This is a genomic window from Bizionia hallyeonensis (assembly GCF_042657385.1).
Taxonomy (GTDB): Bacteria; Bacteroidota; Bacteroidia; order Flavobacteriales; family Flavobacteriaceae; genus Algorimicrobium; species Algorimicrobium hallyeonense.
Map to the genome: position 1 here is coordinate 433,982 of NZ_JBHSLA010000003.1, position 22,763 is coordinate 456,744.

Below are 22,763 nucleotides of genomic sequence, written 5' to 3' on the forward strand. Positions count from 1 at the left end.
AATTTTAGTACCTATTAGTAACGCTTTTTTGTAATTTATTTTCAAAAAAGCGTTACTTTTGTTTTGTAAATAGCCTATTATGATTAGAAAACTACTTCTTATACCTTTTTTAACCGTCTCTTTTTGGACATTCGCTCAAGTATCTACGGGGCAAGTAGATGATTTTGAGGATGGAACCGTTCAGAATTGGATTATTGGAACTACTTCTGGAGCACCAGAAAACATTACCACTGGTGGACCAAACGGTGTTGATGATAATTTTTTAGAATACACATCTAACGGTGGTAATGGAGCAGGAGGTAGAATGGTGTTTTTTAACTCTTTTTCGCAATGGTCTGGTAATTTTATTTCGGAAGGAATTGTCGAAATTCAATTTCAAGCGCAAGCGTTAACAAACGATTTAAATTTACGTTTAGCGTTTCAAGGACCTATGGGTACACGAATGGTTTCTACAAACCCTGTGTTTCTTGGTGCTGGTACAGGTTGGACAAGTGTTGCTTTGTCTCTAGATGTTTCAGATTTTACGGTTGTTCAAGGACCTGCTTCTGTTGCAGATGTGTTAGGAGATGTGTTAACCATGCGTATTTTAAGTCATTCTTCCATTGACAATTGGAAAGGTGAAGTAATTGCAGCTACATTACGTGTTGATAATATTACAGCCTCTACAACATTAAGTCGTTCTAATGTTACAAAGGAATTGGGTTTTACTATATATCCAAACCCAAGTAAGTCTAAACTAAACATCCGTGTGCCTGCATCCAATAGTTTTTCTAAAGTTGAAGTTTATAATATTTTAGGATCTCTTGTGTATCAAGGTCGTATTAATGCTATAAATACATCCATAAATGTGAGTCAGTGGAATAGTGGTGTTTATTTAGTGCGAATTTCAAATGCTAAAGAAACTATTTCAAAGCGCTTTGTAAAGCAGTAACTTAATTTTTATATAATATATACAACCACTAGATTTATCTGGTGGTTTTTTTATACTAGTATTTGAAATATGATACCGGTAATGATGGCAATTCCGAAGCTAATAAGCGTGCCAATTAAAATGTATTCCGTGAGTTTTCGGTGTTTACTTTCTTTTAAATCACCAAATCTAAAAACGGACTTTGCGGTAATTAAAAAACCTACAGCTTCCCAATGATTCATAACAATAAATATGAATACCAGAAGACGCTCAAGAATTCCTATATATTTGCCTGCATCCTTTAATGATTCGTTGCCCTTGGTGAGTTTCTCTATATTCCATTTGCTAAAAATAGCCTGCATGATTATAGAAACAGGTTTGGTTAAAAATAGCAAACAGGTAAGTAGAAGTAGAGCAGATTCAGTAGGTATTTCAGAAGTTGTAAACCATGTATTTGTGTAGATGAAATAAGCAGCAAAAATACTGATGAGGTGTAACAGCTGATCAATAAAAAACCATTGACGTTTGGTTTTTTTATTTTGAAAAATCAGTTTGATAGCATCTATAATAAAATGCAATACTGTAATAATGAGTAGTAATGGCCAATAGGATACATCCCAAACGAGAATAAATAACAACGCCATATGAATGGCAACATGTAAGTAGAGTTTAGGCGATTTTAGTTTTCTCTTTTCCTTACTTTTTACCCAAGACTTTGGTTGAAGGATAAAATCTCCAATTAAATGTGCTAAAACAAGTTTTATCAATAAAATCATCCTACAAGTTACTTATTTTAATGATATACAAGTTGTTCAGTTCTAATATTTCTTCAAGATTAGCGCGTTTCATTCGTTTGCTTACGGCTTCTTGATTAATACCAATTAGTTGTGCAATTTCACTTTGAATCTTATGGGGATTTTCAATTTGTGTTTTTATAATTTCGGCAGAATTTACGGTCCAATTATCCATGCTCATCAAGGCTAATTTAAAGTATAAATTTAGGTCTCTATTTAAAATAGGATCCGGTGTTTTTAGCTTTAAATTAATCTTGTCCTTTTTTAGGTTTTCTAATGTTTCACCAGAAAATTGAAAGGCTTCTCCATTTGATTCGGTTACGGTGTCACCTTGATATGTTTTAGTACCAATTCCTATTGCTATGCGTACATCTAAGCCTTTTATCATTTTAACACAAGCTTTGATATAAACAGCATGTAAAAAGCTGTTTTGAGGGTTTTTTAGTTCTATTTGAAAGCTATCACCTCTGTATATTTCCCATAAGCGCGTGTCAGACTCTAAAAAGGTTAGCGCATCCTTGAGCTGCGGCAACCAAATAGCTGGTTTGACGTTTTTAGAGTTTATTATGTCGCCTGTAATAACGCTAGTCATATTTGTTGATATTGTAATTATATGCCTTTATTTATGAATAATTTAAAATATTCTATAATTAAGGAATAATTTAATATATTCCGTTTAAAAGGAATAATCAAATATCGAATATTTAATTGAAATATCCAAATACTTGGTAATCAAAACAAATTTAGAAAGGGTGTTTGGGCTATATAACTAAAATTATAGGTCAATTTTAATATTGTAATCGGATAATTCTTCCAAATAATTTTCTAAAACAAAATCGGTACTATTAAACTCAATAAGCCTGTTTTTCTTGGTTTTATTACGTTCAATAGCCTTTAAAAATCGCCTTACTTCTTCTAAAGAAGATAAAATGAGTCCAGGAACCGGCGACGATTTTCCCTCATCATCTTTGGCAACCATGGTAAAATAGGATGAGTTACAATGTTTAACATGTCCTGTTCTAATATTCTCCGCTTCCACACGAATTCCAACAACCATAGATGTTTTTCCTACATAATTAATAGAAGATTTCATGGTAACAAGCTCACCAATTTCCACCGGTTCTAAAAAATTTACGGTATCCACAGAAGCAGTTACACAATAGTTTTCTGAATGTTTGGAAGCGCAGGCATATGCAATTTGATCCATTAGGCTCAACATATAACCACCATGAATTTTACCACCAAAATTAGAATGCGATGGCTGCATTAATTCTGCAATGCTAATACGCGAACATTCTACAGTTTTATAAGGTTTCTTCATATTAATAGCGCCTGTTATTGCGTTCTTTATCCAATACTACTTTGGTAATAAAATATTTGGTATCACCTAACCAAAATAGGGTTTTATAGCGTTCAAAATAATGTAATTTTACATATTTACCTTGCATTTCTGTTAAGTCCTTTATGACTTGCTCTTCGTTATCTTCCACAGAGAATTCAAACAATTGGGCTTCTGAAACACCTTGACTTATTTCGCCTTCCCAAGTTTTTATAATAACGCCTTTACTACTAAATTTCACCAGTTCGCCAGCTCGAATACCTTCACTATATGTGGCAAAATAAATAAAACAGCCATAACCAACTATGACTAGGACTAAAGCAATTATTAATTTAGTTACTATATTTTTCATCGTATAATTTGTTTGTTATTCGTCGTCATCAGCCGACAGTTTTGCTCTTTTTAAAATAGCTTCGGGTAATGCTTTTTTAGCTTTAGCACCTAATTTTTTAATTTTTTCTACACTGGTAATAAGGTTTCCTTTTCCTTCAACGAGCTTATTCATGGCCGATGAATAGTCTTTTTTAGCATCGTCAATTTTCTTTCCTACACCTGTTAGGTCTTTTACTAAACCTTCAAATTTATCATATAAAGCACCAGCTTGCCTGGCAATTTCAATGGCGTTTTGTTGTTGTTTTTCATTATTCCACATACTATCTACCGTTCGTAAAGTAGCTAAAAGGGTAGAAGGTGTAACAATAACTATGTTTTTCTCGAATGCCTTATTGTAAATGGAATTGTCTGCATTAATGGCTACCGCAAAAGCCGGTTCTATCGGAATAAAAAGCAATACAAAATCAGGACTTTCTATATCGTATAAATCTTCATATTTCTTTTCAGAAAGTTGGTCTACATGCTTTCTAATAGAATTTATATGCGCTTTAAGATAAATTTCACGTTCATCATCTTCAGCGTTTACATAGCGCTCGTAATCTGTTAATGACACCTTACTGTCAATAATCATTTTTTTATTATCCGGTAAATGCAATACAATATCCGGAAGCACTCTGGTGCCATCTTCCCTTGTAAAGTTTTGCTGAACAAAATACTCTCTATCTTTTTCTAAACCAGATTTTTCTAAAACGCGTTCTAAAACTAATTCGCCCCAATTTCCTTGCATTTTACTATCCCCTTTTAAAGCTCTAGTTAGATTTGTAGCTTCAATAGTCATTTGCTGATTTAAATCTTTTAAACCCAACAATTGTTCTTTTAAAGCCGAATGCATGCTGATACTTTCCTTTTGTGTATCGTCTACTTTTTTCTCGAAAATTTGAATTTTTTCTTGAAGCGGGTTTAAAATATTTTTAATGTTCTCTTTATTCTGAAGGGTAAACTTCTCTGTTTTTTCGTCTAAAATTTTAGTAGCTAATAGCTCAAAATCCTTACGTAATTGTTCTTGGCGAATTTCTAATTCTTCATCGCGTTTTAAAAGTTGTTGTTCCAGGTTTTCGTATTCTGAATTACGTCGTGCTAATTCTGAATTTAGAAGTTCTTTTTCCTTTCTAATGTCATCTCTATCAATTTCAATTTTGGATAGGAGCTCTTTTAAATCAGTTGTTTGTTGATTAAAATAGGATTGTTGTTTTTGAGTTTCTTCATCAAAAGACACCTTCAAATTAGCGAGTTGTTGCTGCAAATTAGTGTTCCGCTCCTCAAGAGTGCTTGTGTCACTCTTGTTTTTTAGTTTGGAAATAGTCAGACCAATATAGGCGCCAATAGCACCCGAAAAAATAATAGCAATAATGAGAATAAGGCTGTCGTTCATAATTTTTTATCAATTTATATAAAAGTAATAAAATATACGTATTGGGTTATACCACTTAAGGCTCTTTCTTCACATTTGAAAAATCATACTTTTTCATAGTTTTTTGAAGTATTTTCCAATGGTTACGTAATTGTCTTTTAATTTCTGGCGCATTTAACTCATTCGCAGCTCTATATGCATACCGTATGTAGTTTCCTCTAAATTTTCTTTCAAAACACTCGGTTTCAGCCTTTCCATTAATAAAAACAGTTTTTCTTGCAGGAAGCATTCTAGATTTTTCACCTTTAAAACTAAAAAGTCGATATAATTTACTTTTAAAAATTGGAGCTTCATCTAAAAGATGTTTTTCTTTAATTGTTTCAACTCTTTTATGCTTACGTTTTATAGTTTGTTTCATTTCCCTATAAAACTTTGCCAAATTTTTTGATTTTATAAGAGTTTGATACCCATAAAATTCGAAGCCTAAATAATTTAGAGGTATGTTTTCTTTTAAATCTCCATTGTTCTCAATCCTATAGGATTGTAATTTACCATTGTTATTTTTGAATAAGGTTCTTTCGGTTTTTTCTATTGAAACCTTTAATTTGTTTTTAAGGACTTCTTTTTCAACAAAATCTTCTATTGGTTGAATCTGACTTTTATCACATAGCATTACAATATCATCAGAATATCTTCTGTAGAAAACATTGTGTTTAAGAGTTAATTCATTAATAACAGCTTTATCAAAATCTAACATGTAAATATTAGCTAAAATAGCACTGATTGGAAGACCTTGTGGGATACCCATTAAGTTACCTTCATTATCTTTCTTTTGATTTTTGTGAATTATAATATCAGAATCAATTAAATCTTTAATACTATTAAAAAATGTGTGTTTGCCTTCTTTTTTTAGTTTAACTAATTCTTTTTCATCAAAATGACCATTTTTAGTTTTTAAATCTTTGAGTTTTACATAAGAAAAGTTTGTAGTAGCTTTAAATAGATTAAAGTGATCTTTTGGTAAGGTTTTGTGACCTAATATTTTTGCCCAAGCCAGTTTTAATTTTTTATGATTAAGGCTAGGAAAGAAGTTTTCAATATCTAAAACTAAAGCTACACAATTTTCTCTCTGTTTAATTTCTTCAAATACATCTTTAGCAAAATGTACATTGTTTTTAAACTTTAATTTATCACCTGTTTCAATTTTTCTATAGGCAGTAATGGCGTTCGATACTAAAGGGATTTTATTTAAGCATGCCTCGTATTTAGGAGTAATAATCTGTTGTGTATAATAGGAGTAAATATGAGCATCAATGTGTGTTGCATATAGTATTTCTCTAATCTTGGTGTTTGAAATGATTTTTCCATTTTTAAATTTTTTATGGGAACGTTTCTCTATACCATTAAAATCCGAAATTTTATAACGTCTCTGTTTTATTTCTTTAAAAATAAGAGGAGAAAATGAGTGGTGTGCTACTTTTTTTTGATTGGTTACATAGTACTCTATATTTTTTCTAATAAACAATGGTGTCTTATTAGTAAAATGTGGATAACCTCTGTCTTTAAACCAATCTTTTTGAGTTTTCATATTTAAAATAAAAGTAAGAGAAGTTCTCGCACGTATTTATAACAGAATAAAACTTACACCTTAAATAAGGATTGAACCATTAGCCGAGTTCTCGACTCACGTTGCAGTTGTACGTAAATAAATACTTATATACTATGATAACAATTATTCATTTGATAGTCTTTACAGCTTTAGAAACCATGGATACACCCATTTACTGGGGAATAATCAGTGTTCTGACAAGAATTTGTTCAACATCTTCGAAGATGGCGGAACAAAGTTCTTGGAAATTAATTCTAAATAGCTTAACTTACTTTATTCCTAATCTCCATATTTATTATCCTTTTTAATTAAAAAAAGTTGGATTAAGTGATTGATTAAATAATCAATACAGCAGTTCAACAAATGTTTTATTCCTTTTAACTAAAGAACTTCCTTACTTCAATGTAAATATACTATTATTCTTATCTTTAATAAAAAAAAGCAGAATGAGTTTAGTTAATAAATTTAAAATTGGTGATATAGTAACTTTTAAAACACATCCATTACTTTACGATAGATATATTAAAGGTGATGGTAAGTTAGTGCCGCCATTTATGGTAGTTAAAGAAGTGTACTTTGAAGATAATAAGAAGAAAGTAGTAGACACTAATAATGGAAAAAAAATAGGAGAGAGAATAAAATATACATGTTTGTTTTTTGATGATAATAAAAGCGAATTTACAGATGTAGTTGTTTATGAATCTATGTTAATGGATTTTACTAGTTTTTATATTTCTAAGTTGGATGGTGAAAAAAATGATTCTGATGATTCTGAATATAAAAGTCTTATTAATGAGGTTTCAGAATATAAAAGTGCAAATTACGAATATGGAAATATTGTATACTTTAAAACAAAGAAACTTGAAATTCTTAAAAAGAGAACTTCTGTAAAGAAGGAGATAATCAATGGAGTTACAAAAGATGAGAAAAAAGAAACTATTCAATATGTCGTTAATTATGCATCACCAGAGTTTGTTTTATGTGGGTATAAAAAAGAACTAGGTGAAGATTTATTTTATCCTAATGGAAGTAGAAAAAAAATAATTTCTAAAGTATCATATAAAGTAAAATGGTTTAATTCTAATCAAATGAAATTTAGTGAACAGTATTTACCAAAGAAATGCTTTATTGATGAGCAACCATTTGAGACTTTAGTCCCTCATAACACCAAATCGAAAAAAAAGGATACAAAATCTTAAAATTGAGGCACTAAATAAGTTCAAGATAACAAAATTATTTTCTTACCCGAAAGCTTCCCGATTTTTTATCAAAAGCAATTAAATCTTTAGGAAAAAGGGTTTCAAAAACACCTTCAGAAATCAGGTTGCAAGGCGTATCGGTTATAACCGTATTGTTTGTCATGACCACCATAGTGTCACACAATTGAATAGCCAAATCTATTTCATGAGAAGAAAACAGAATGGTTTTATGGGTTTCTTTAACCAACTTTTGAAGTAATTTTAATATGTAAGCTTTGTGATACATATCCAAATGCGTTGTTGGTTCATCCAGAATAATTAAATCGGTATCTTGAGCCAAAGCACGTGCAATCATGACTTTTTGTAATTGACCATCACTTAATTCAAAGCACTTTTTATCTTTTAATGCTTCAATATTAGTTTGGTTTAAAGCCCGATTAACAACTTCCAAATCATTTGCAGATAAATTCCCAACCCAATTGGTATACGGTTGTCGGCCTAAAGCCACCAATTCAAAAACAGATAGATTTTTAGAAGCAATTTTTTCAGTTAATACCAAACTCATGGTTTTAGCTAAATCAGCATTTGTATAGGTTTCTAGATTTTTTTCATTTAGAAAAACCGTACCTGATAATTTATCTTGCACATGAGTAAGCGTTCGTAAAAGTGTGGATTTACCAATACCATTAGCACCAACTAAACCAATTAACTGCCCTTTTTTTAAAGCCATATTAATATTGGAAGTCACAATGGTGTTTGCTTTCTTGGAAGCGTAACCAATGGTGAGGTTTTCCGTTTTAAGAATAGTATGTGGGTTGCTTTTAGTCACTTTCTATATTCTTTTTTATTAAAATAACATTTTACGTTTACGTACTAACAACCAAATAACCACAGGAGCTCCCATTAATGACGTAATTGCGTTAATTGGCAAGGTATAATCACTAGTTGGTAATTGCGCAATACTATCGCAAATAAGCATGATAATGGCGCCAAATAAAAACACGGCTGGAATTAATATTTTATGATTAGATGTTGTAAAAATTTGACGTGTAATATGAGGAATAGCTAAACCAATAAAAGCAATAGGTCCAGCAAAAGCGGTGATGGTTCCCGCTAATAAACTAGTAGCAATAATAATAATAAGTCGCGTTTGCTTGATGTTTAATCCAAGACTTTTCGCATAATTTTCACCTAATAAAAGTGAATTTAAACCTTTGATTGAGAAAATTGTCAACAGCATGCCGAGGCTATAAACGATAAAGAAAATACCCAATTCTTGCCATGATAGGTTTCCTAAACTTCCAAATCCCCAGAAAATATATTGCTGAAGTTGTTCTGCGCTACTAAAGTAGGAGAGGACACTAACCACAGCAGCAGTAATGCTGCCAAACATAAGTCCTATAATGAGGATAGCCATGGTATCTCGTACTTTTGAAGACACCACTAAAACTGCTGAGAGCACGAGAAAACTCCCTAAACTAGCCGCAATAATAATACTCCATTTGGATACAAAAATTGTGGCAAATGCGCCACCAAAAACTCCAGCTCCTAAAATAACGAGTGCCACACCTAAACTAGCTCCGGAACTGATACCCAAAACAAACGGACCAGCCAATGGGTTTCTAAATAAGGTTTGCATTAATAATCCAGAAATACCTAATCCAGAACCGACTAAAACCGCTGTCAGTGCTTTTGGTAAGCGGTAGTCTTTAATAATATAGGACCAAGATTCGTGGTCTAAAGTGCCAACAAAACTTTCAAAAATTGCCGATATGGGAATAGATACCGAACCCAAACTAATATTTGCTAAAATGCAAATTACCAGCAGGATTATGAGGGTAATAAAAGCGTATGTATAGTTGGTATGCATAAAACGGATTCGTGCAAATATCGGTTTATTCTAGGCGTTTAAAAAACTGTAGTTCATAATTTTCAAGTATTTCAGGATGTGCTATTTTTACCAAGTCCTTCAATACCAAATCAGGTCTGGCCGTTCCTATTTCATAATAGGTTACACCGCCTGTTTTACCTGCAGTATTAACAAAAGAATACATGTTTTTATTTTTGAAAGCATCAAATTGGGTATAGTGTGAATTAGCTTTTTCTAAAGCTTCCAATGAATTATAGTAGGAAGGGCTAATCCAGATATCTGCATCTTTGGCTTTATTAAATACCACTTCAAAATTTAAAGCTAGGCTTCCTTTGCTTTCCGAATTTGCCCATAAATAATCTACGTTGGCATCTTTTAAAAGTTGTGCTTCTGGACTTGTTCCGCTTGGCAAATACCAAATATCTTTATGCATGGCACCACTTAAAACCCTAGGTTTGCTGCTGGCATTTTCAGCTAAACTTTTAGCTTCTAAATAATCGGTTTCAATCGCTTTAAAAATAGATTCCGCTTGGTTGCTTTTATTATAAAGTGCTCCAAAAAATTTAACCCATTCTGCTTTTGCTAATGGCGAAGTTTCTACCCAATCACCATTGTAAATAACAGGAATTCCTGATTTTCTGATGGTTTCAAAACTCTTATTATTACCATCAATACCAAAACCAATCACCACATTTGGGTTCAGTTCCAATAATACTTCGGTATTAATACCTTCATTTTTTCCGAGTTCTCTAATAGCACCCGATTCAATTAATTGTCGCGTTTTTTCGGAAGAAATATAATCGGTTCCTGGAAATCCAATTAAGGTGTTTTCAACCTCTAATAATTCCAATGCAGGAATATGGGTTGTTGATGTAACTACCATGTTTTCAACAGGAATAGTAATTATGCCATCGTAATCACTTTTGTTATATGTGCTTACAGCAGCCTGCGCTTTTGTAAGCAAAAGATAGCGGTAATTTTTATCAGAGTCTGGCCAAGGATTGTTAATGGTTAGTAGTGTGGAATTTTCATAATTTGTAATGGCAAAACCTGCGGCATAATCAATTTTCATAGATGATTTGCTGGTTTTGGGTAGGCTAATTTCTTGCTTGGTTTTGTCCTGACAATTCCAGAAAAATAAACTCAATAGAAGCGTAATAAAAACTATCTTTTTATGTAACATTTGTAACGTTTGAAGAATTAAAAATCACGTAAATTTATAGAAAATTTTTAACTATGCGTGACGGTTCAAATGTAACATTATATATAGTAGCTGGCGTTGTAATCTTTCATTTTTTAGTGGGATTTATTTATTTACTTTATAAAATGACCAAGAAAAAATAAGGTTCATGGTGCTAATCTGAAAAGAATAATTACTTTTGCCGTGAATTTGGTTTGATAGTAAATCAGCATGTTTTTAAGTGGTATTTAAATCCTGTTAAAAATGTTCACGATTGCTTCAATTAAAAGGGAATCTGGTTAAAATCCAGAGCTGTTCCCGCAACTGTAAGTTTATACTCAACGCAATTGAGTATCTCTATTTAGAGATGTTATTACTTCAATAACCACTGGTTTTATTACTGGGAAGGTTTAATAACATAAAACAAGTCAGGAGACCTGCCAATTTCATTACCTTAAAAATAAAAGCTTTCGGGTAAAGGGCTCATTGATTATGAATAGATTTTTCACATTGTTGATATTTTTATCCTGTGGTACAACTTTTGCGCAAGTCGGACCTTTAACAGAATTGAATGAGGTGAGTTTGAAGTACATCAAATTAAAAGACTCTGTTTACACAATAACTCAAACCGTTTTAAATGATAGTGTTCTAAAACGCAATCAAACATCTCTTACGAGTCTTCTAAATTATAATACTACAATTTACTTAAAAGAAAATGGTTTAGGTATGGTGTCTTCGCCTAGTTTTCGGGGTACAACAGCACAGCAAACAGCAGTTTTATGGAATGGTATTAATATAAATTCGCAAACTACAGGTCAGACGGATTTTAATACCATTAATACGCGTGGCTTTGATCGTGTTGTTGTAAAATCGGGCGGCGGTGGCGTTGTAGATGGTAGTAATGCTATTGGCGGCAGTATTTATTTAGAAAATAAAATAAAGTACAACACTGGTTTTGAAAATGATTTATTTTTAAAATACGGAAGTTATAATACCTATGGAATCGATTATAAAACTGCTTATTCAACCAAAAAAACTAGTTTTTCATTAGGTGTTTCTCATCAGGGCTCCGAAAACGATTATAAGTATTTAGGAACAAATCGGATTAATAAAAACGGCGAGTTTAATAACACCAATATTAGTACTGTTTTAGGTTTTAAGTTGAAATCTAACAACGCTATTAATATTTATGCTAATATTTACGATGGAAAACGTAATTTTTCACTTCCAACCCCCAACGCTTTAGCAACCAAGTACGACGATTTTAACACCCGAAGTATGGTGGAATGGGTATCAAAATCCAAAAATATAACTTCAAACACCAAAGTTGCTTACATTACGGAAAACTATAAATACTACCCCAATATTGCTAGAGATTACTACACTTTTGGCGACGTTGGAAGCCTGTTTGTAAAATACAATTTAGATTATGAATTAGGCCGCATGCTTTTTAGTGGTGGATTAAATTATAATCATAATAATGGCGAAGGTTCTGATATTCAACATGAAAAACGCAATTTAGGGTCTGCCGTTTTGGGCTTAAAACATAAAATAAGCAAACGGTTTATGTACGAGATTAGTTTGCGTCAAGAATTAAATAGCGTTTATAAAAGCCCTTTTTTGTATTCCGCTGGCTTGCAAGCAGAAATTACCCATTTTTATAGTCTAAAATTAAATACATCTAAAAATTTCAGAATCCCTACTTATAATGATATGTACTGGGAAGGGCTCGGTAATACGGACTTAAAACCCGAATTGTCTTATCAAGGCGAAATGAGCCATGTTTTACATATTCCAAATGTGACATTAACGCTAAACGGGTATTACAATAAGGTGCAAAACTTATTATTATGGACACCAGATATTAATGGGGTTTGGCGACCAAAAAACGCTGAAAACGTTAAAATTTACGGATTTGAGGGCCTTTTCACAGCTAAAAAAAATATCGGATTCCATACGGTTAATGTTTCTGCAACCTATGCTTATACGGTTTCAACAAACGAGAAAACAGATAAACAACTTATTTATGTACCCTACCACAAACTAACTACAGCTATTGGTTATAGCTATAAAAACTTGTCGGCTTATTATCAATACATCCGCAACGGCGAAGTTTTTACAACTACAGATAACGCTACAGAACACATACTTAATAGCTATATGGTAGCTAATTTTGGTATAGAATATAATTTGGGTAATAAAACCAATTCCTACATCCTGGGCGTACAAGCTCTTAATTTATGGAATGAGTCCTATGAAAGTGTATTAAACCGACCTATGCCCGGCAGAAATTTTAATATGTATGTAAACTTTAATATTTAAAAATTATGAAAAGACTTTTGAAACTATGCACCATGTTAGTAGCCATTTTGCTTTTGCAGAATTGTACGAGCGACGACCGTGATATTATTGTAGATACCCCGCCACCTTCGGGTGATTATGCTAATGGCATTTTTGTGTTAAATGAAGGTGGTTACACGTATTCCAATGCATCGGTATCTTTTATTGATAATTCTGGGCAGGTTTATAATAACATTTTTTATGCCGTTAACCAAAGAGCTCTAGGCGATGTGGCGCAAAGCATGGCGTTTCATGAAGATAAAGCTTATATAGTTGTAAACAATTCCAATACTATTGAAGTGGTAAATCGCTATACGTTTGAGCATATTGTAACAGTTGAAAACGATATTTTAACCCCGCGTTATATGACATTTTATGAAGATAAAGCCTATATAACTAACTGGGGAGATCCAGCAGATACTACGGACGATTATGTGGCGGTTTTAGATACAGAAACCAACGTTGTAATTAATACTATTCCAGTGGCAGAAGGACCAGACGCGATAGTGAATAATAATGGAACGCTATACGTGGCACATTATGGAGGTTGGGGTTACGGTAACACCATATCTGTGTTGGATTCGAATACGGAAACCGTTACTTCTAGTATTCAAGTTGCTGATGTGCCTAGAAATATGATGATTCATAATAACGATTTATATGTGCTTTGCGCCGGAAAAGGTGATTATACGGGCCATGAAACTTTAGGTGGTTTATACAAAATAAACATGGCAACAAATCAGGTTACTAATGAAATTATGTTTGCAAATGGCGTTCATCCTGGTAATCTAAAAATTAACGACGACGCACTTTTTTACACTTTAAATACGGAGGTTTATAAAATGAATTTAACTAATTTTTCATTACCTACAACACCGCTATTTAATACAAATACCCAAAATATGGGTGTTTTGTATGGCTTTAGTATTATTAATGAAAATATCTATATAGCAGATGCCAAAGATTATACGTCTAATGGTGAGGTATATATGTACAACTTACAAGGAGAATATCAAGAAAATTATAATGTAAAACTAATTCCCAACGGGATTTATAACAACAATTAAATTAATTAAAACTAAATAGCAATGAAAAAAAATTATCTATTCTTACTACCTATTATTTTTGGTCTTTTAGCCTTTTCTGGCTTTTCGCAAGGCAATTATGATAATGGGGTTTTTGTTTTAAATGAAGGCATGTATGGTACTAATACAGCCTCTGTTTCTTTTTTAAGCGCTTCTGGAACTATTAATAACAATGTTTTTGCAACTGAAAACACTGGTATGGATATTGGACAATTAGCACAAGGAATGGGGTTTTCTGGTGATAACGCTTATATTGTTTCAAATGGGACTAGTGAAATTAATATTGTGGATAGAGCAACATTTACTCATATAACTACGGTTACAACAGGGTTAGACAACCCGCGTAATATAGAATTTGATAACGGGTATGCATATATTACTAATTGGGGAGATCCCACAAATATTTCTGACGATTTTGTTGCTGTGTTAGATTTAGATACCAATACCATAACCAGTACTATTTCTGTTAATGAAGGACCAGAACAGATTGTTAAAAAGAATAATCAGCTGTTTGTAGCGCATCAAGGTGGTTATGGGTTTGGAAATACCGTTTCGGTTATTGATTTAAATGATAACAGTGTGTCAGAAATTTCGGTTGCCGATGTGCCAAATTCTATTGTAGCCGATGACGATTTTTTATATGTGCTTTGCGGTGGAAAACCAGCATGGACAGGAGCAGAGTCTTTAGGTAAATTATATAGAATAGATTTAGTTGATTTTTCTGTAATGGATGTATATAATTTTGCACTCGGTGAACATCCTAATTTTTTACAAGTTGATAATGGTCAAGCATATTATGTAGTAGATAATAATATCTACAATTTTGATTTTTCAGCTAGTTTGCCAACTACGGAATTCATCAACACAGCATCAGAAGGTGTTGCTATAGCTTACGGGTTATCACTGATAGACAATGTGCTTTATTTATCGGATGCTGAAAATTATGTTATTGATGGTAAAGTCGTTTCTTACAATACAACTGGCGTATTTCAGAACTCTTATACCGTAGGTGTTATTCCTAATGGTGTTTACAAGCATATCATGCCTCTAGGTGTTTATCCACCAGCAGCAGGGCAAATAGGTTCAACGGCTATTGAAACGAATAGTGCATTATTTGTGGATTGGGCTTCAGGTGCCACTGTAACAAGAGGTTTAACTAATATTGCTGATTCAGGAAGTGGTTATGCTACTATAGGTACAGAGTCTAACGTTACAGGTGTTGCTAATAACGCGATTATAAGTTTAGGTGATGGAGGAAATGCTATTTTAACCTTTGATACACCAATTACTGATGGATCTGGATATGATTTTGCCGTTTTTGAAAACTCATTTAGTGATACCTTTTTAGAATTGGCTTTTGTAGAAGTAAGTTCAGATGGTGTTAATTATTTCAGATTTCCATCACATAGTCAAACGCAAACGGATACGCAAGTAGGAGGTTTCGGAGCTGTTGATGCTACCTATATCAATAATCTAGCAGGAAAATACCGTGCTGGTTTTGGAACACCTTTCGATTTAAATGACATTCCTAACAACCCGTTATTGGATAAAACTAGAATTACGCACGTTAAAGTTGTTGATGCTATTGGAACTATTGATCCGGCGTTTGCCACTTATGATTCTTATGGAAATATGGTAAACGACCCATATCCAACACCGTTTGGTTCTGGTGGTTTCGATTTAGACGCTGTTGGCGTTATTAATCAAGTTAGTTTGAGTATTGCAGATACTAAACTAACCGAATTGAAAATATATCCGAATCCAGCTTCTAGTTTCTTTAATATAAAAGGTGTTAATGGCGTTATGGATATGGACATGTACGATATAACAGGAAAGTTAGTAAAGCAACTTAAAAATACGAGTCTAAAAACGATCGATATTTCTAGTTTAAAACAAGGTGTTTATGTGGTGAAAATAACATCGCAAAATAAAAACGGATTGTATAAACTGATTAAGCAGTAATACCGTTTTGTTATAGCTCATAAAAATGCCGTTATGCTCTAAATAAGGTTTGAGTATAATGGCATTTTTTATAAGGTAGGAATTAAATCGCAAAACCAAAACCCTGAAGCAGCATCGGTTGAATTCGGTTTTGGATATTCATGATAGGTTTTTTCGCCAATATCAAAAGCTACAAGCGTTTTAAAAATGGGGCCATCAAAGCAAAAGGTATGAAATTCACCATTTTCGCCACAGGGATCCACTTCTTCAGGAAGGGAAGCTATTACATCTTCATCTATAACTCTACCAACAAAATGGTCTGTAAAATAGGTGGCATCGGCACAAACTATTACAGCCTTAAAACCTAAATCTAGAAATTCTTGCATTAATTGCTTGGTATTTCTTTGCCAAAGTGGAAACACCGTTTTAATACCTTGACTCCCTAGTTGATCCTCACGGTACTGTTTTAAATCTTCTAATAAAATATCGCCAAAAGCAGCATAACTATAACCGTCTTTTTTAAGTTTCGTTGTCGCTTCGGTCATAATTTTGTTATAATCGTCCATGCTTGGTTGTTCTGGAAGTTTAATTTGCCAAAGGGGCATACCTAAAGCAGCAACTTGATTTTCCAATAAGGCAATCCTAATACCATGCATAGAAACACGATTAAAAGCCGTGTTTACCGTAGTAATAAACTGTTCAACACTATAACGTTCATCTTGTAATAAATAGTAAAGTGCCAGCGCCGAGTCTTTTCCTGTACTCCAGTTAAGGTAGGTTTTGTAAGTTTTCATAAGTCAAATTAGAGTACAAACCTATGGTTTTTAGGGCATATTAAATTGAAAAAAATGTGTGTTTTTGTATATTTAAAAGAAGTAACTATCTGAACTGGATTTGCCAGATTAAATGGCGTTTAAAAGTGGCAAAGATTATGTTTCCAGTTGGGGAGACCCTAATTGATAATACAACGATTTTATTGCCATCGTTAATCTAGGCTCGAATATTATTGAAGCGCGTATAGAAGTGGGGAAGACCAGAGCAAATGGTTGCTTAGGTCAGTAAATTATATGTAATAAAACGGACGGTTTTAAAGTGTTATTCTGAATTTATGTAAAGCATTACTGCGAATACCTTAATGTTTTAGTAATTATACTATGCATGCATAAAAAATTAACATCCTTTTAACGTTTAAATCATGCTTTTTATCGATTACAATCTCATCGATATGGTATAACCTTTTTAATTGTAATATATTGGAGCACTATTAATTTAAAACCAATTTAAAAAATGAAAAAATTTACAATTCAAATTTTTGCAATTTTAGCTTTTGCTTTTACATGGCAGGCTAATGCGCAAGTAAACATTAGTGAAAATTTTGATTCTGGTACTCCTGCTGGTTGGACAGATTCTTACGCTAATTCAACTTCTGCTGCCTGTGCTGGAGCATCAGAACGTGATAATTTATGGAGTAGTAGTGCTACGGGTAACTTAACTAGCCCTAATCAAGTTGGCGCATCTAACGCTACCGATTTAACAATTAGTTTTGATTATCAAATTCTTGAATACAGTTTTTCAACGCCAACCGTTGCTCAAGAGGCAGGTTGGGGTTCTGCAGACATTCAATATTCTACAGATGATGGAGTTAATTGGATAACCGCTTTGACTATCAATGACGCTAATCATACCGTTTCAAATGCGTGTACAAATATTACCACAACCGTATTGGGAGCTGACTTACCGAATGGATCTGATGTTAAATTACGAGTTAGTAATACTTGGGTTTCCGGTGACTATTATTTTTACATAGATAATTTTGTTGCACAACAAGATTTAGGATGTGTTGCGGCAGATATTACGAGCTCGACAGTAGTAGATAATTGCGGTGCATCACAATTTTCTGTTGATGTTGTTGTTGCTGATTCTGGAAATGGTACGGTGATAACTGATGGTTTAGGAGGTTCATTTCCTGTTGCATCAGGAACTGTAACTGCTGGCCCTTACACCATTGGTGATGTTATAAATTTAACGGTTGAGCATACGGTTGCTGCTTGTAATTTTTCACTAGGTAGTTTCTCTACAGGATGTACACCTCCTGGTGAAGTTTGCGAGAACTCAATTATTATTGGAGCTTTACCTTATTCTACAACTGATAATACGTCTAATTATGGCGATGATTACGGTAGTGCAGATGAGCCTTGTTCTACTTCTAGTTATCTTACAGGTGATGACGTTGTTTATAGTTTTACTCCAGCTACAGATATGTCAGTAAATATGACCACTTCTGGGACAGGTTCATGGACTGGTTTATTTATATACGAACAATGTCCTTTTGTAACTTGTGTGGATTCTGATACGCAAAGTAGTGGAAACCCTAGTATTCCAGAAGTTAGTTTGATAGGCGGAACAACATACTATATTGTAATATCTACCTATCCATCACCGCAAAGTACAGCATATACGTTAGATATAACAGAAAACACCTGTGCAGCATCTACCTCAACAGTTACTGTAGTAAACGACTGTGATGTAAGTGGTGGTTTTTATGTAGATGTTGAAGTAACAGATATGGGAAGTGCGACAGATTTAACGGTTTCAGACGATCAAGGAAACCCATCTCAAGCTTTAACGGCTGCTGGAACATTACAATTTGGTCCTTATGTGAATGGTGTTGATGTGGTTATTACACTTAACGATGATAATGATGATGATTCTTGTACGGTTGTTAAAGCAGCTGTTACACAGACTATTTGTCCGCCATCAAACGATGATTGTTCAAATGCAACAGTTTTAACTGTGGATCCAGATTATTCTTGTGCTAGTTCTGTTTCAGGAACAACTATTGGGGCAACACAAAGTTTAGCAGGTTGTGTTGGAACTGCCGACGATGATGTTTGGTATTCTTTTGTTGCAACAAGCACCGATCATAGAATTACAATCACTAATACTAGTGGATCAACTGATATCGTTACTCAAGTTTTTGATGCATGTGGTGGCGCAAGTTTAGTCTGCCAAGACACGCCTAATTCTCCAATAAACTTAACAGGATTAACACCTAATAATACATACTCTTTCAGGATTTACACATATTTCTCGGGAACTACTAGAACAAGTTTTGACGTATGTGTAGGTACAGCGCCAAGTTGTTTACAGCCATCGTCTGGTTCAGCTTCGGCAATAACAGAAAACTCTGCGGATTTAGGCTGGGTAGAAGCTGGAACTGCAACCACTTGGAATGTAGAATGGGGCGTTACAGATTTCACATTAGGAACAGGAACATTAATTTCTGGAACTACAACAAATCCAGAACCATTATCTGGATTAACCGCATTAACAACATACGATTACTATGTGCAAGCTGATTGTGGTGGTGGTGATTTAAGTGCATGGTCTGGTCCATATACGTTTACAACTTCAGGTCCAATACCAACTAACATTTCATGTGCTACAGCAGAGGCTATTGCATGTGGAGATAGTATTATTGGAACGACGGAAGGTTCTACTGGAACACAAGAGGACTCTGGCTGTACTATCGGTAACAATGGCGTTTGGTATACCTTTACTGGTGACGGTGGAGATTTAATAGTGACGGTAGATGCGGATTTTGATCACGAATTAGCAATAACAAGTGGTACTTGTGGTGCGCTAGTAAATATAGGTTGTGATGATCAAAGTACTGGTCAAGAATCATACACCATTGTTGATAGTGTTGATGGAGAAACGTATTATGTGTATATCGCACATTATTCAAGTGGTAGTACAACAACAGGTACTTATAAAATTATGTTAGAGTGTGAAACGATGACAACAGATGAATTTGATTCTCCAAATGCGTTTACGTATTATCCGAATCCAGTGTCAAGTGTGTTAAATGTGAAAGCACAAAATAACATTAGTAATGTAGCTGTTTTCAACATGTTAGGTCAAGAAGTGCTTCGTACGGCTCCTAATACAGTTGCAAGCGAGGTAGATATGTCTAACTTACAAACAGGTGCTTACTTTGTTAAAGTAACTATTGGTAATGCAACGAAAACAATTCGCGTTATTAAAAATTAATAAGTGAAGTAGATATCAATCTATAAATAAAAACCCAGACAAACGTCTGGGTTTTTTGTTTTATAAAACTTTGAAAATGTTGAGTGGTTTAAATGCCATATTTTAGTTTTCTATATCTAACATCTAACATCTAACATCTAATATTTAATCTAATTCTTTATACATACCATTACCAATTGATAGAAAATTCGTTTTATCACCAATTAAATCCAAAGGTTCGGTTTGGGGTAAATACAGACGGGAATCATCTAAAATAAGCTGTAGAGCTGTTGCTAAAAGCGGTTCAGTTTCAGAGCCCAGTGTTCCCATGTTGCTATAATTTTCGGACTGTGGTATTTCCGGAAATAAGCCTTGGCTATAATCCGTATTACCAACGGCATTCAAGGATTTTAATACTAGAGGTTGCATAGCATATAAATGTGATGGGTTTGCATTTGCTCTACGAAAATCGGGCGCATCATAAAGCGTTACGGATGCTTGAAATTTACCAGCAGTTTCGGTTCCTATTTGAACCACATCTATATAAGGATCTAAACTGTTTATAACTAACTCACTAGCAGATGCTGATCGTTTTGTGGTTAAAACATACACCTTGTTTAGATTTAAAATGTTTAAAGGAGCTCCAGCATCATTATCTGTAAAGTAATTCGTGGTTTGTGCTTCTGATAGTTGAGATTGAATATCAGAATTCCATTCTTCCGTACTAAACACATTGCCAGTTTGTCCAGCTATCATACTAGACAATAAAATAGCTGTATTAACAGAGCCTCCCGAATTATAACGTAAATCCAAAACTAAATTCTGAATATTATTTGCTTGAAACTGACCAAACACGGCATTTAACTGCGAATCAAAATCTCTAGTAAATCCATTATACATTAAATACCCTACGTTTTCTCCGGCAACTTCAAATATGTCTGTTTTAAAAATAGGGTTTTCAGTAAGGGAAGATTTTGAAAGTGTAATGCTTTGGCCATTTGGTGTAATATTGTCATCGCTCGTTTGCGAGGTTCCATTATCATTATAATCTGCTAAATTAATAGTGTAGGTAGTATTTCGTAATAAACTATTAAAATTAGAGGTAGTAAGTGGAATGCCATCAATAGCATAAAAAATAGTTCCTCTGGAGACGCCTTGATTGCTAGCGCTAGAATTTGGCAATACATATCCAACATATCCAAACACGTTTTCCGAACCGTCTGGATAACGCATAAGGCCGTAATCCATGCCGTTGTTTTGTGTTGTACCACTTAATAGTTGTTCCAATTGAATGTAATTAGACGTTATCCAACTAAACCTATCTACCGTTTGTGGTTGATAGCGTAAATATTCAAACAAGGCTTCTGGTGAAGGATAATTATTTAAAAATGCTTCATAGGAACCTGTATCAAACCGGTCGTTTGCTAAATCCGGCACATCATCCTTGTAGAGATAATAGGTGTTTAAACCTCGCCAAACAAAATCATTTAAGTCACGGGTAGATGCTGGATTATCATCTATATCTTCAAAACAGCCCGTAAATAGGGTAGATGCGCAAATAACGAGTAAATAAATAGTTCGGTTTTTCATAGCTGTTTTCATTTTAATTGTTCTTTTTGTCGAATTAAAAGTAGTTACTTTATAACATAATAAAAATTATTTGTAACAAATTAAGTTATCAATCGTCGTAATAGTAAGTAGGCAAAAACCAGCTATTATTGATTAACCACAAATTATGACACAGACAGAATTTTTGAATATTGTCATGCCATTTAAAGATAAAGTCTTTCGTTTAGCCAAACGATTGCTTGTGTCTCGGGAGGAAGCAGAAGATGCGACTCAAGAAATTATCTTAAAATTGTGGAAAAACCAAGAGAAAATGAGCGACTATAAAAACATAGAAGCCTTTTCAATGACCATGACAAAGAATTTTTGTTTAGATAAATTAAAATCTAAACAGGCACAGAATTTAAAAATTGTACATAGTAATTATGAAGATCATAATGTGTCCTTACAAAAGGAAGTTGAGGTCAATGATAGTTTGGATTGGGTAAGTAAGATTATGGCAGATTTGCCAGAACAGCAAAAAATGGTTGTTCAGCTGCGGGATATTGAGCAATACGATTATAATGAAATAGCCAAAATGCTAGATATGAATCAAACAGCCGTCCGAGTAGCCTTATCAAGAGCTCGAAAAACAATACGTGAAAAATTAACTAATACACATAATTATGGTATTAAATAATATAGAAAAATTACTTGAAAAATATGAAAATGCCGAAACCACGCTTCAGGAAGAAGCACAATTGAAGGCGTATTTTACACAAGATGATGTGGCACCGCATTTAGAGATGTACAAACCTATGTTTGCTTACTTTAAAGCAAATCAGGAAGAAGTCTCTATTAAAGAATTGCCTTTGAAATCGCGAACCATATTTAATTATAAATGGCTTACAGTTGCTGCCATTGCAGTACTTTCAATAAGCTTATATTTCAATAATCCGTTGCAAACACAAGAAGATTTAGGAACCTATGACGATCCTATGTTAGCTTATAATGAAGTGGTTAAATCACTCGAAATGATATCGACACACATGAATAAAGGTTTTGAAAAAGTAAATTATTTAAATGCTGTTAATAATGGCATGTCTAAAGTCAATTACTTAAAAGAAATGGAGAACTCCACAAATAGAATATTTAAAAACAAACAATAAACTGAA

At 33.5% G+C, this 22,763-nt stretch carries 19 protein-coding genes and 1 riboswitch; of the genes, 8 read left to right on the top strand and 11 right to left on the bottom strand.

All coding sequences use genetic code 11. From position 1 onward, the window contains the following. The first annotated feature begins 79 nt into the window (after positions 1-79). Complete coding sequence (locus tag ACFPH8_RS10140; protein WP_376860634.1) at positions 80-931, top strand: T9SS type A sorting domain-containing protein; 852 nt, start codon at positions 80-82, stop codon at positions 929-931. Positions 932-981: 50 nt separating this feature from the next. Here ACFPH8_RS10140 and ACFPH8_RS10145 read toward each other — a convergent pair whose 3' ends face one another. From ACFPH8_RS10145 to ACFPH8_RS10170, 6 genes are all read right to left on the bottom strand, one after another. Beyond that, a complete protein-coding gene (locus ACFPH8_RS10145; RefSeq protein ID WP_376860636.1) occupies positions 982-1,686 on the bottom strand; it encodes a DUF3307 domain-containing protein in 705 nt (234 codons plus the stop codon). Between the two features lies 1 nt (position 1,687). Beyond that, entirely contained in the window at positions 1,688-2,296 is a 609-nt protein-coding gene (locus ACFPH8_RS10150) for a transcriptional regulator (RefSeq protein ID WP_248400423.1), read from the bottom strand. Positions 2,297-2,479: 183 nt separating this feature from the next. Continuing rightward, positions 2,480-3,025 (bottom strand): acyl-CoA thioesterase, encoded by a 546-nt coding sequence (locus ACFPH8_RS10155; protein ID WP_376860638.1) that lies wholly within the window; start codon positions 3,023-3,025, stop codon positions 2,480-2,482. Between the two features lies 1 nt (position 3,026). Beyond that, a complete protein-coding gene (locus ACFPH8_RS10160) occupies positions 3,027-3,395 on the bottom strand; it encodes a 6-phosphogluconate dehydrogenase (RefSeq protein ID WP_248400421.1) in 369 nt (122 codons plus the stop codon). Positions 3,396-3,410: 15 nt separating this feature from the next. After that, the gene (locus ACFPH8_RS10165; protein ID WP_376860640.1) at positions 3,411-4,808 is read right to left on the bottom strand and encodes a DNA recombination protein RmuC; all 1,398 of its coding nucleotides are present in this window, start codon (positions 4,806-4,808) and stop codon (positions 3,411-3,413) included. Positions 4,809-4,863: 55 nt separating this feature from the next. Beyond that, complete coding sequence (locus ACFPH8_RS10170) at positions 4,864-6,375, bottom strand: reverse transcriptase domain-containing protein (protein WP_376860642.1); 1,512 nt, start codon at positions 6,373-6,375, stop codon at positions 4,864-4,866. A gap of 467 nt (positions 6,376-6,842) precedes the next feature. Here ACFPH8_RS10170 and ACFPH8_RS10175 point away from each other — a divergent pair, with 467 nt between their 5' ends. Further along, a complete protein-coding gene (locus ACFPH8_RS10175) occupies positions 6,843-7,595 on the top strand; it encodes a hypothetical protein (protein WP_376860644.1) in 753 nt (250 codons plus the stop codon). A 34-nt stretch (positions 7,596-7,629) separates the two neighbouring features. On the opposite strand, the gene ACFPH8_RS10180 is transcribed toward ACFPH8_RS10175, so the two are convergent. Genes ACFPH8_RS10180 through ACFPH8_RS10190 form a run of 3 tightly spaced genes read right to left on the bottom strand, consistent with a single transcriptional unit; the run spans position 7,630 to position 10,648 of the window. Next, the gene (locus ACFPH8_RS10180) at positions 7,630-8,424 is read right to left on the bottom strand and encodes an ABC transporter ATP-binding protein (RefSeq protein ID WP_248400418.1); all 795 of its coding nucleotides are present in this window, start codon (positions 8,422-8,424) and stop codon (positions 7,630-7,632) included. An 18-nt stretch (positions 8,425-8,442) separates the two neighbouring features. Further along, positions 8,443-9,465, bottom strand: a complete 1,023-nt coding sequence (locus tag ACFPH8_RS10185; RefSeq protein ID WP_248400417.1) for a FecCD family ABC transporter permease — start codon at positions 9,463-9,465, stop codon at positions 8,443-8,445. Between the two features lie 25 nt (positions 9,466-9,490). Beyond that, on the bottom strand, positions 9,491-10,648 hold the full coding sequence (locus ACFPH8_RS10190; protein WP_376860647.1) for an ABC transporter substrate-binding protein: 1,158 nt from the start codon (positions 10,646-10,648) through the stop codon (positions 9,491-9,493). A gap of 222 nt (positions 10,649-10,870) precedes the next feature. Then, positions 10,871-11,104: riboswitch (cobalamin riboswitch) on the top strand. Positions 11,105-11,137: 33 nt separating this feature from the next. Here ACFPH8_RS10190 and ACFPH8_RS10195 point away from each other — a divergent pair. From ACFPH8_RS10195 to ACFPH8_RS10205, 3 genes are read left to right on the top strand one after another with little or no spacing between them, the layout of a single operon-like run. Continuing rightward, entirely contained in the window at positions 11,138-12,967 is a 1,830-nt protein-coding gene (locus ACFPH8_RS10195) for a TonB-dependent receptor plug domain-containing protein (protein WP_376860649.1), read from the top strand. Between the two features lie 5 nt (positions 12,968-12,972). Then, complete coding sequence (locus ACFPH8_RS10200) at positions 12,973-14,052, top strand: YncE family protein (RefSeq protein WP_376860651.1); 1,080 nt, start codon at positions 12,973-12,975, stop codon at positions 14,050-14,052. Between the two features lie 21 nt (positions 14,053-14,073). Next, on the top strand, positions 14,074-16,032 hold the full coding sequence (locus ACFPH8_RS10205) for a DUF5074 domain-containing protein (RefSeq protein ID WP_376860653.1): 1,959 nt from the start codon (positions 14,074-14,076) through the stop codon (positions 16,030-16,032). 68 nt (positions 16,033-16,100) lie between these two features. On the opposite strand, the gene ACFPH8_RS10210 is transcribed toward ACFPH8_RS10205, so the two are convergent. Beyond that, a complete protein-coding gene (locus tag ACFPH8_RS10210) occupies positions 16,101-16,805 on the bottom strand; it encodes a Dph6-related ATP pyrophosphatase (protein ID WP_376860655.1) in 705 nt (234 codons plus the stop codon). A gap of 493 nt (positions 16,806-17,298) precedes the next feature. Here ACFPH8_RS10210 and ACFPH8_RS10215 point away from each other — a divergent pair, with 493 nt between their 5' ends. Further along, entirely contained in the window at positions 17,299-20,064 is a 2,766-nt protein-coding gene (locus tag ACFPH8_RS10215) for a T9SS type A sorting domain-containing protein (RefSeq protein WP_376860657.1), read from the top strand. Between the two features lie 144 nt (positions 20,065-20,208). Here ACFPH8_RS10215 and ACFPH8_RS10220 read toward each other — a convergent pair whose 3' ends face one another. Further along, on the bottom strand, positions 20,209-21,645 hold the full coding sequence (locus ACFPH8_RS10220) for a S41 family peptidase (RefSeq protein WP_376860659.1): 1,437 nt from the start codon (positions 21,643-21,645) through the stop codon (positions 20,209-20,211). A gap of 133 nt (positions 21,646-21,778) precedes the next feature. Here ACFPH8_RS10220 and ACFPH8_RS10225 point away from each other — a divergent pair, with 133 nt between their 5' ends. Continuing rightward, on the top strand, positions 21,779-22,288 hold the full coding sequence (locus ACFPH8_RS10225; RefSeq protein WP_376860661.1) for an RNA polymerase sigma factor: 510 nt from the start codon (positions 21,779-21,781) through the stop codon (positions 22,286-22,288). Continuing rightward, positions 22,275-22,757, top strand: coding sequence for a hypothetical protein (locus ACFPH8_RS10230; RefSeq protein ID WP_376860663.1), 483 nt, complete (start codon positions 22,275-22,277; stop codon positions 22,755-22,757). The genes ACFPH8_RS10225 and ACFPH8_RS10230 overlap by 14 nt, the downstream gene beginning before the upstream one ends. Positions 22,758-22,763: the final 6 nt, after the last annotated feature.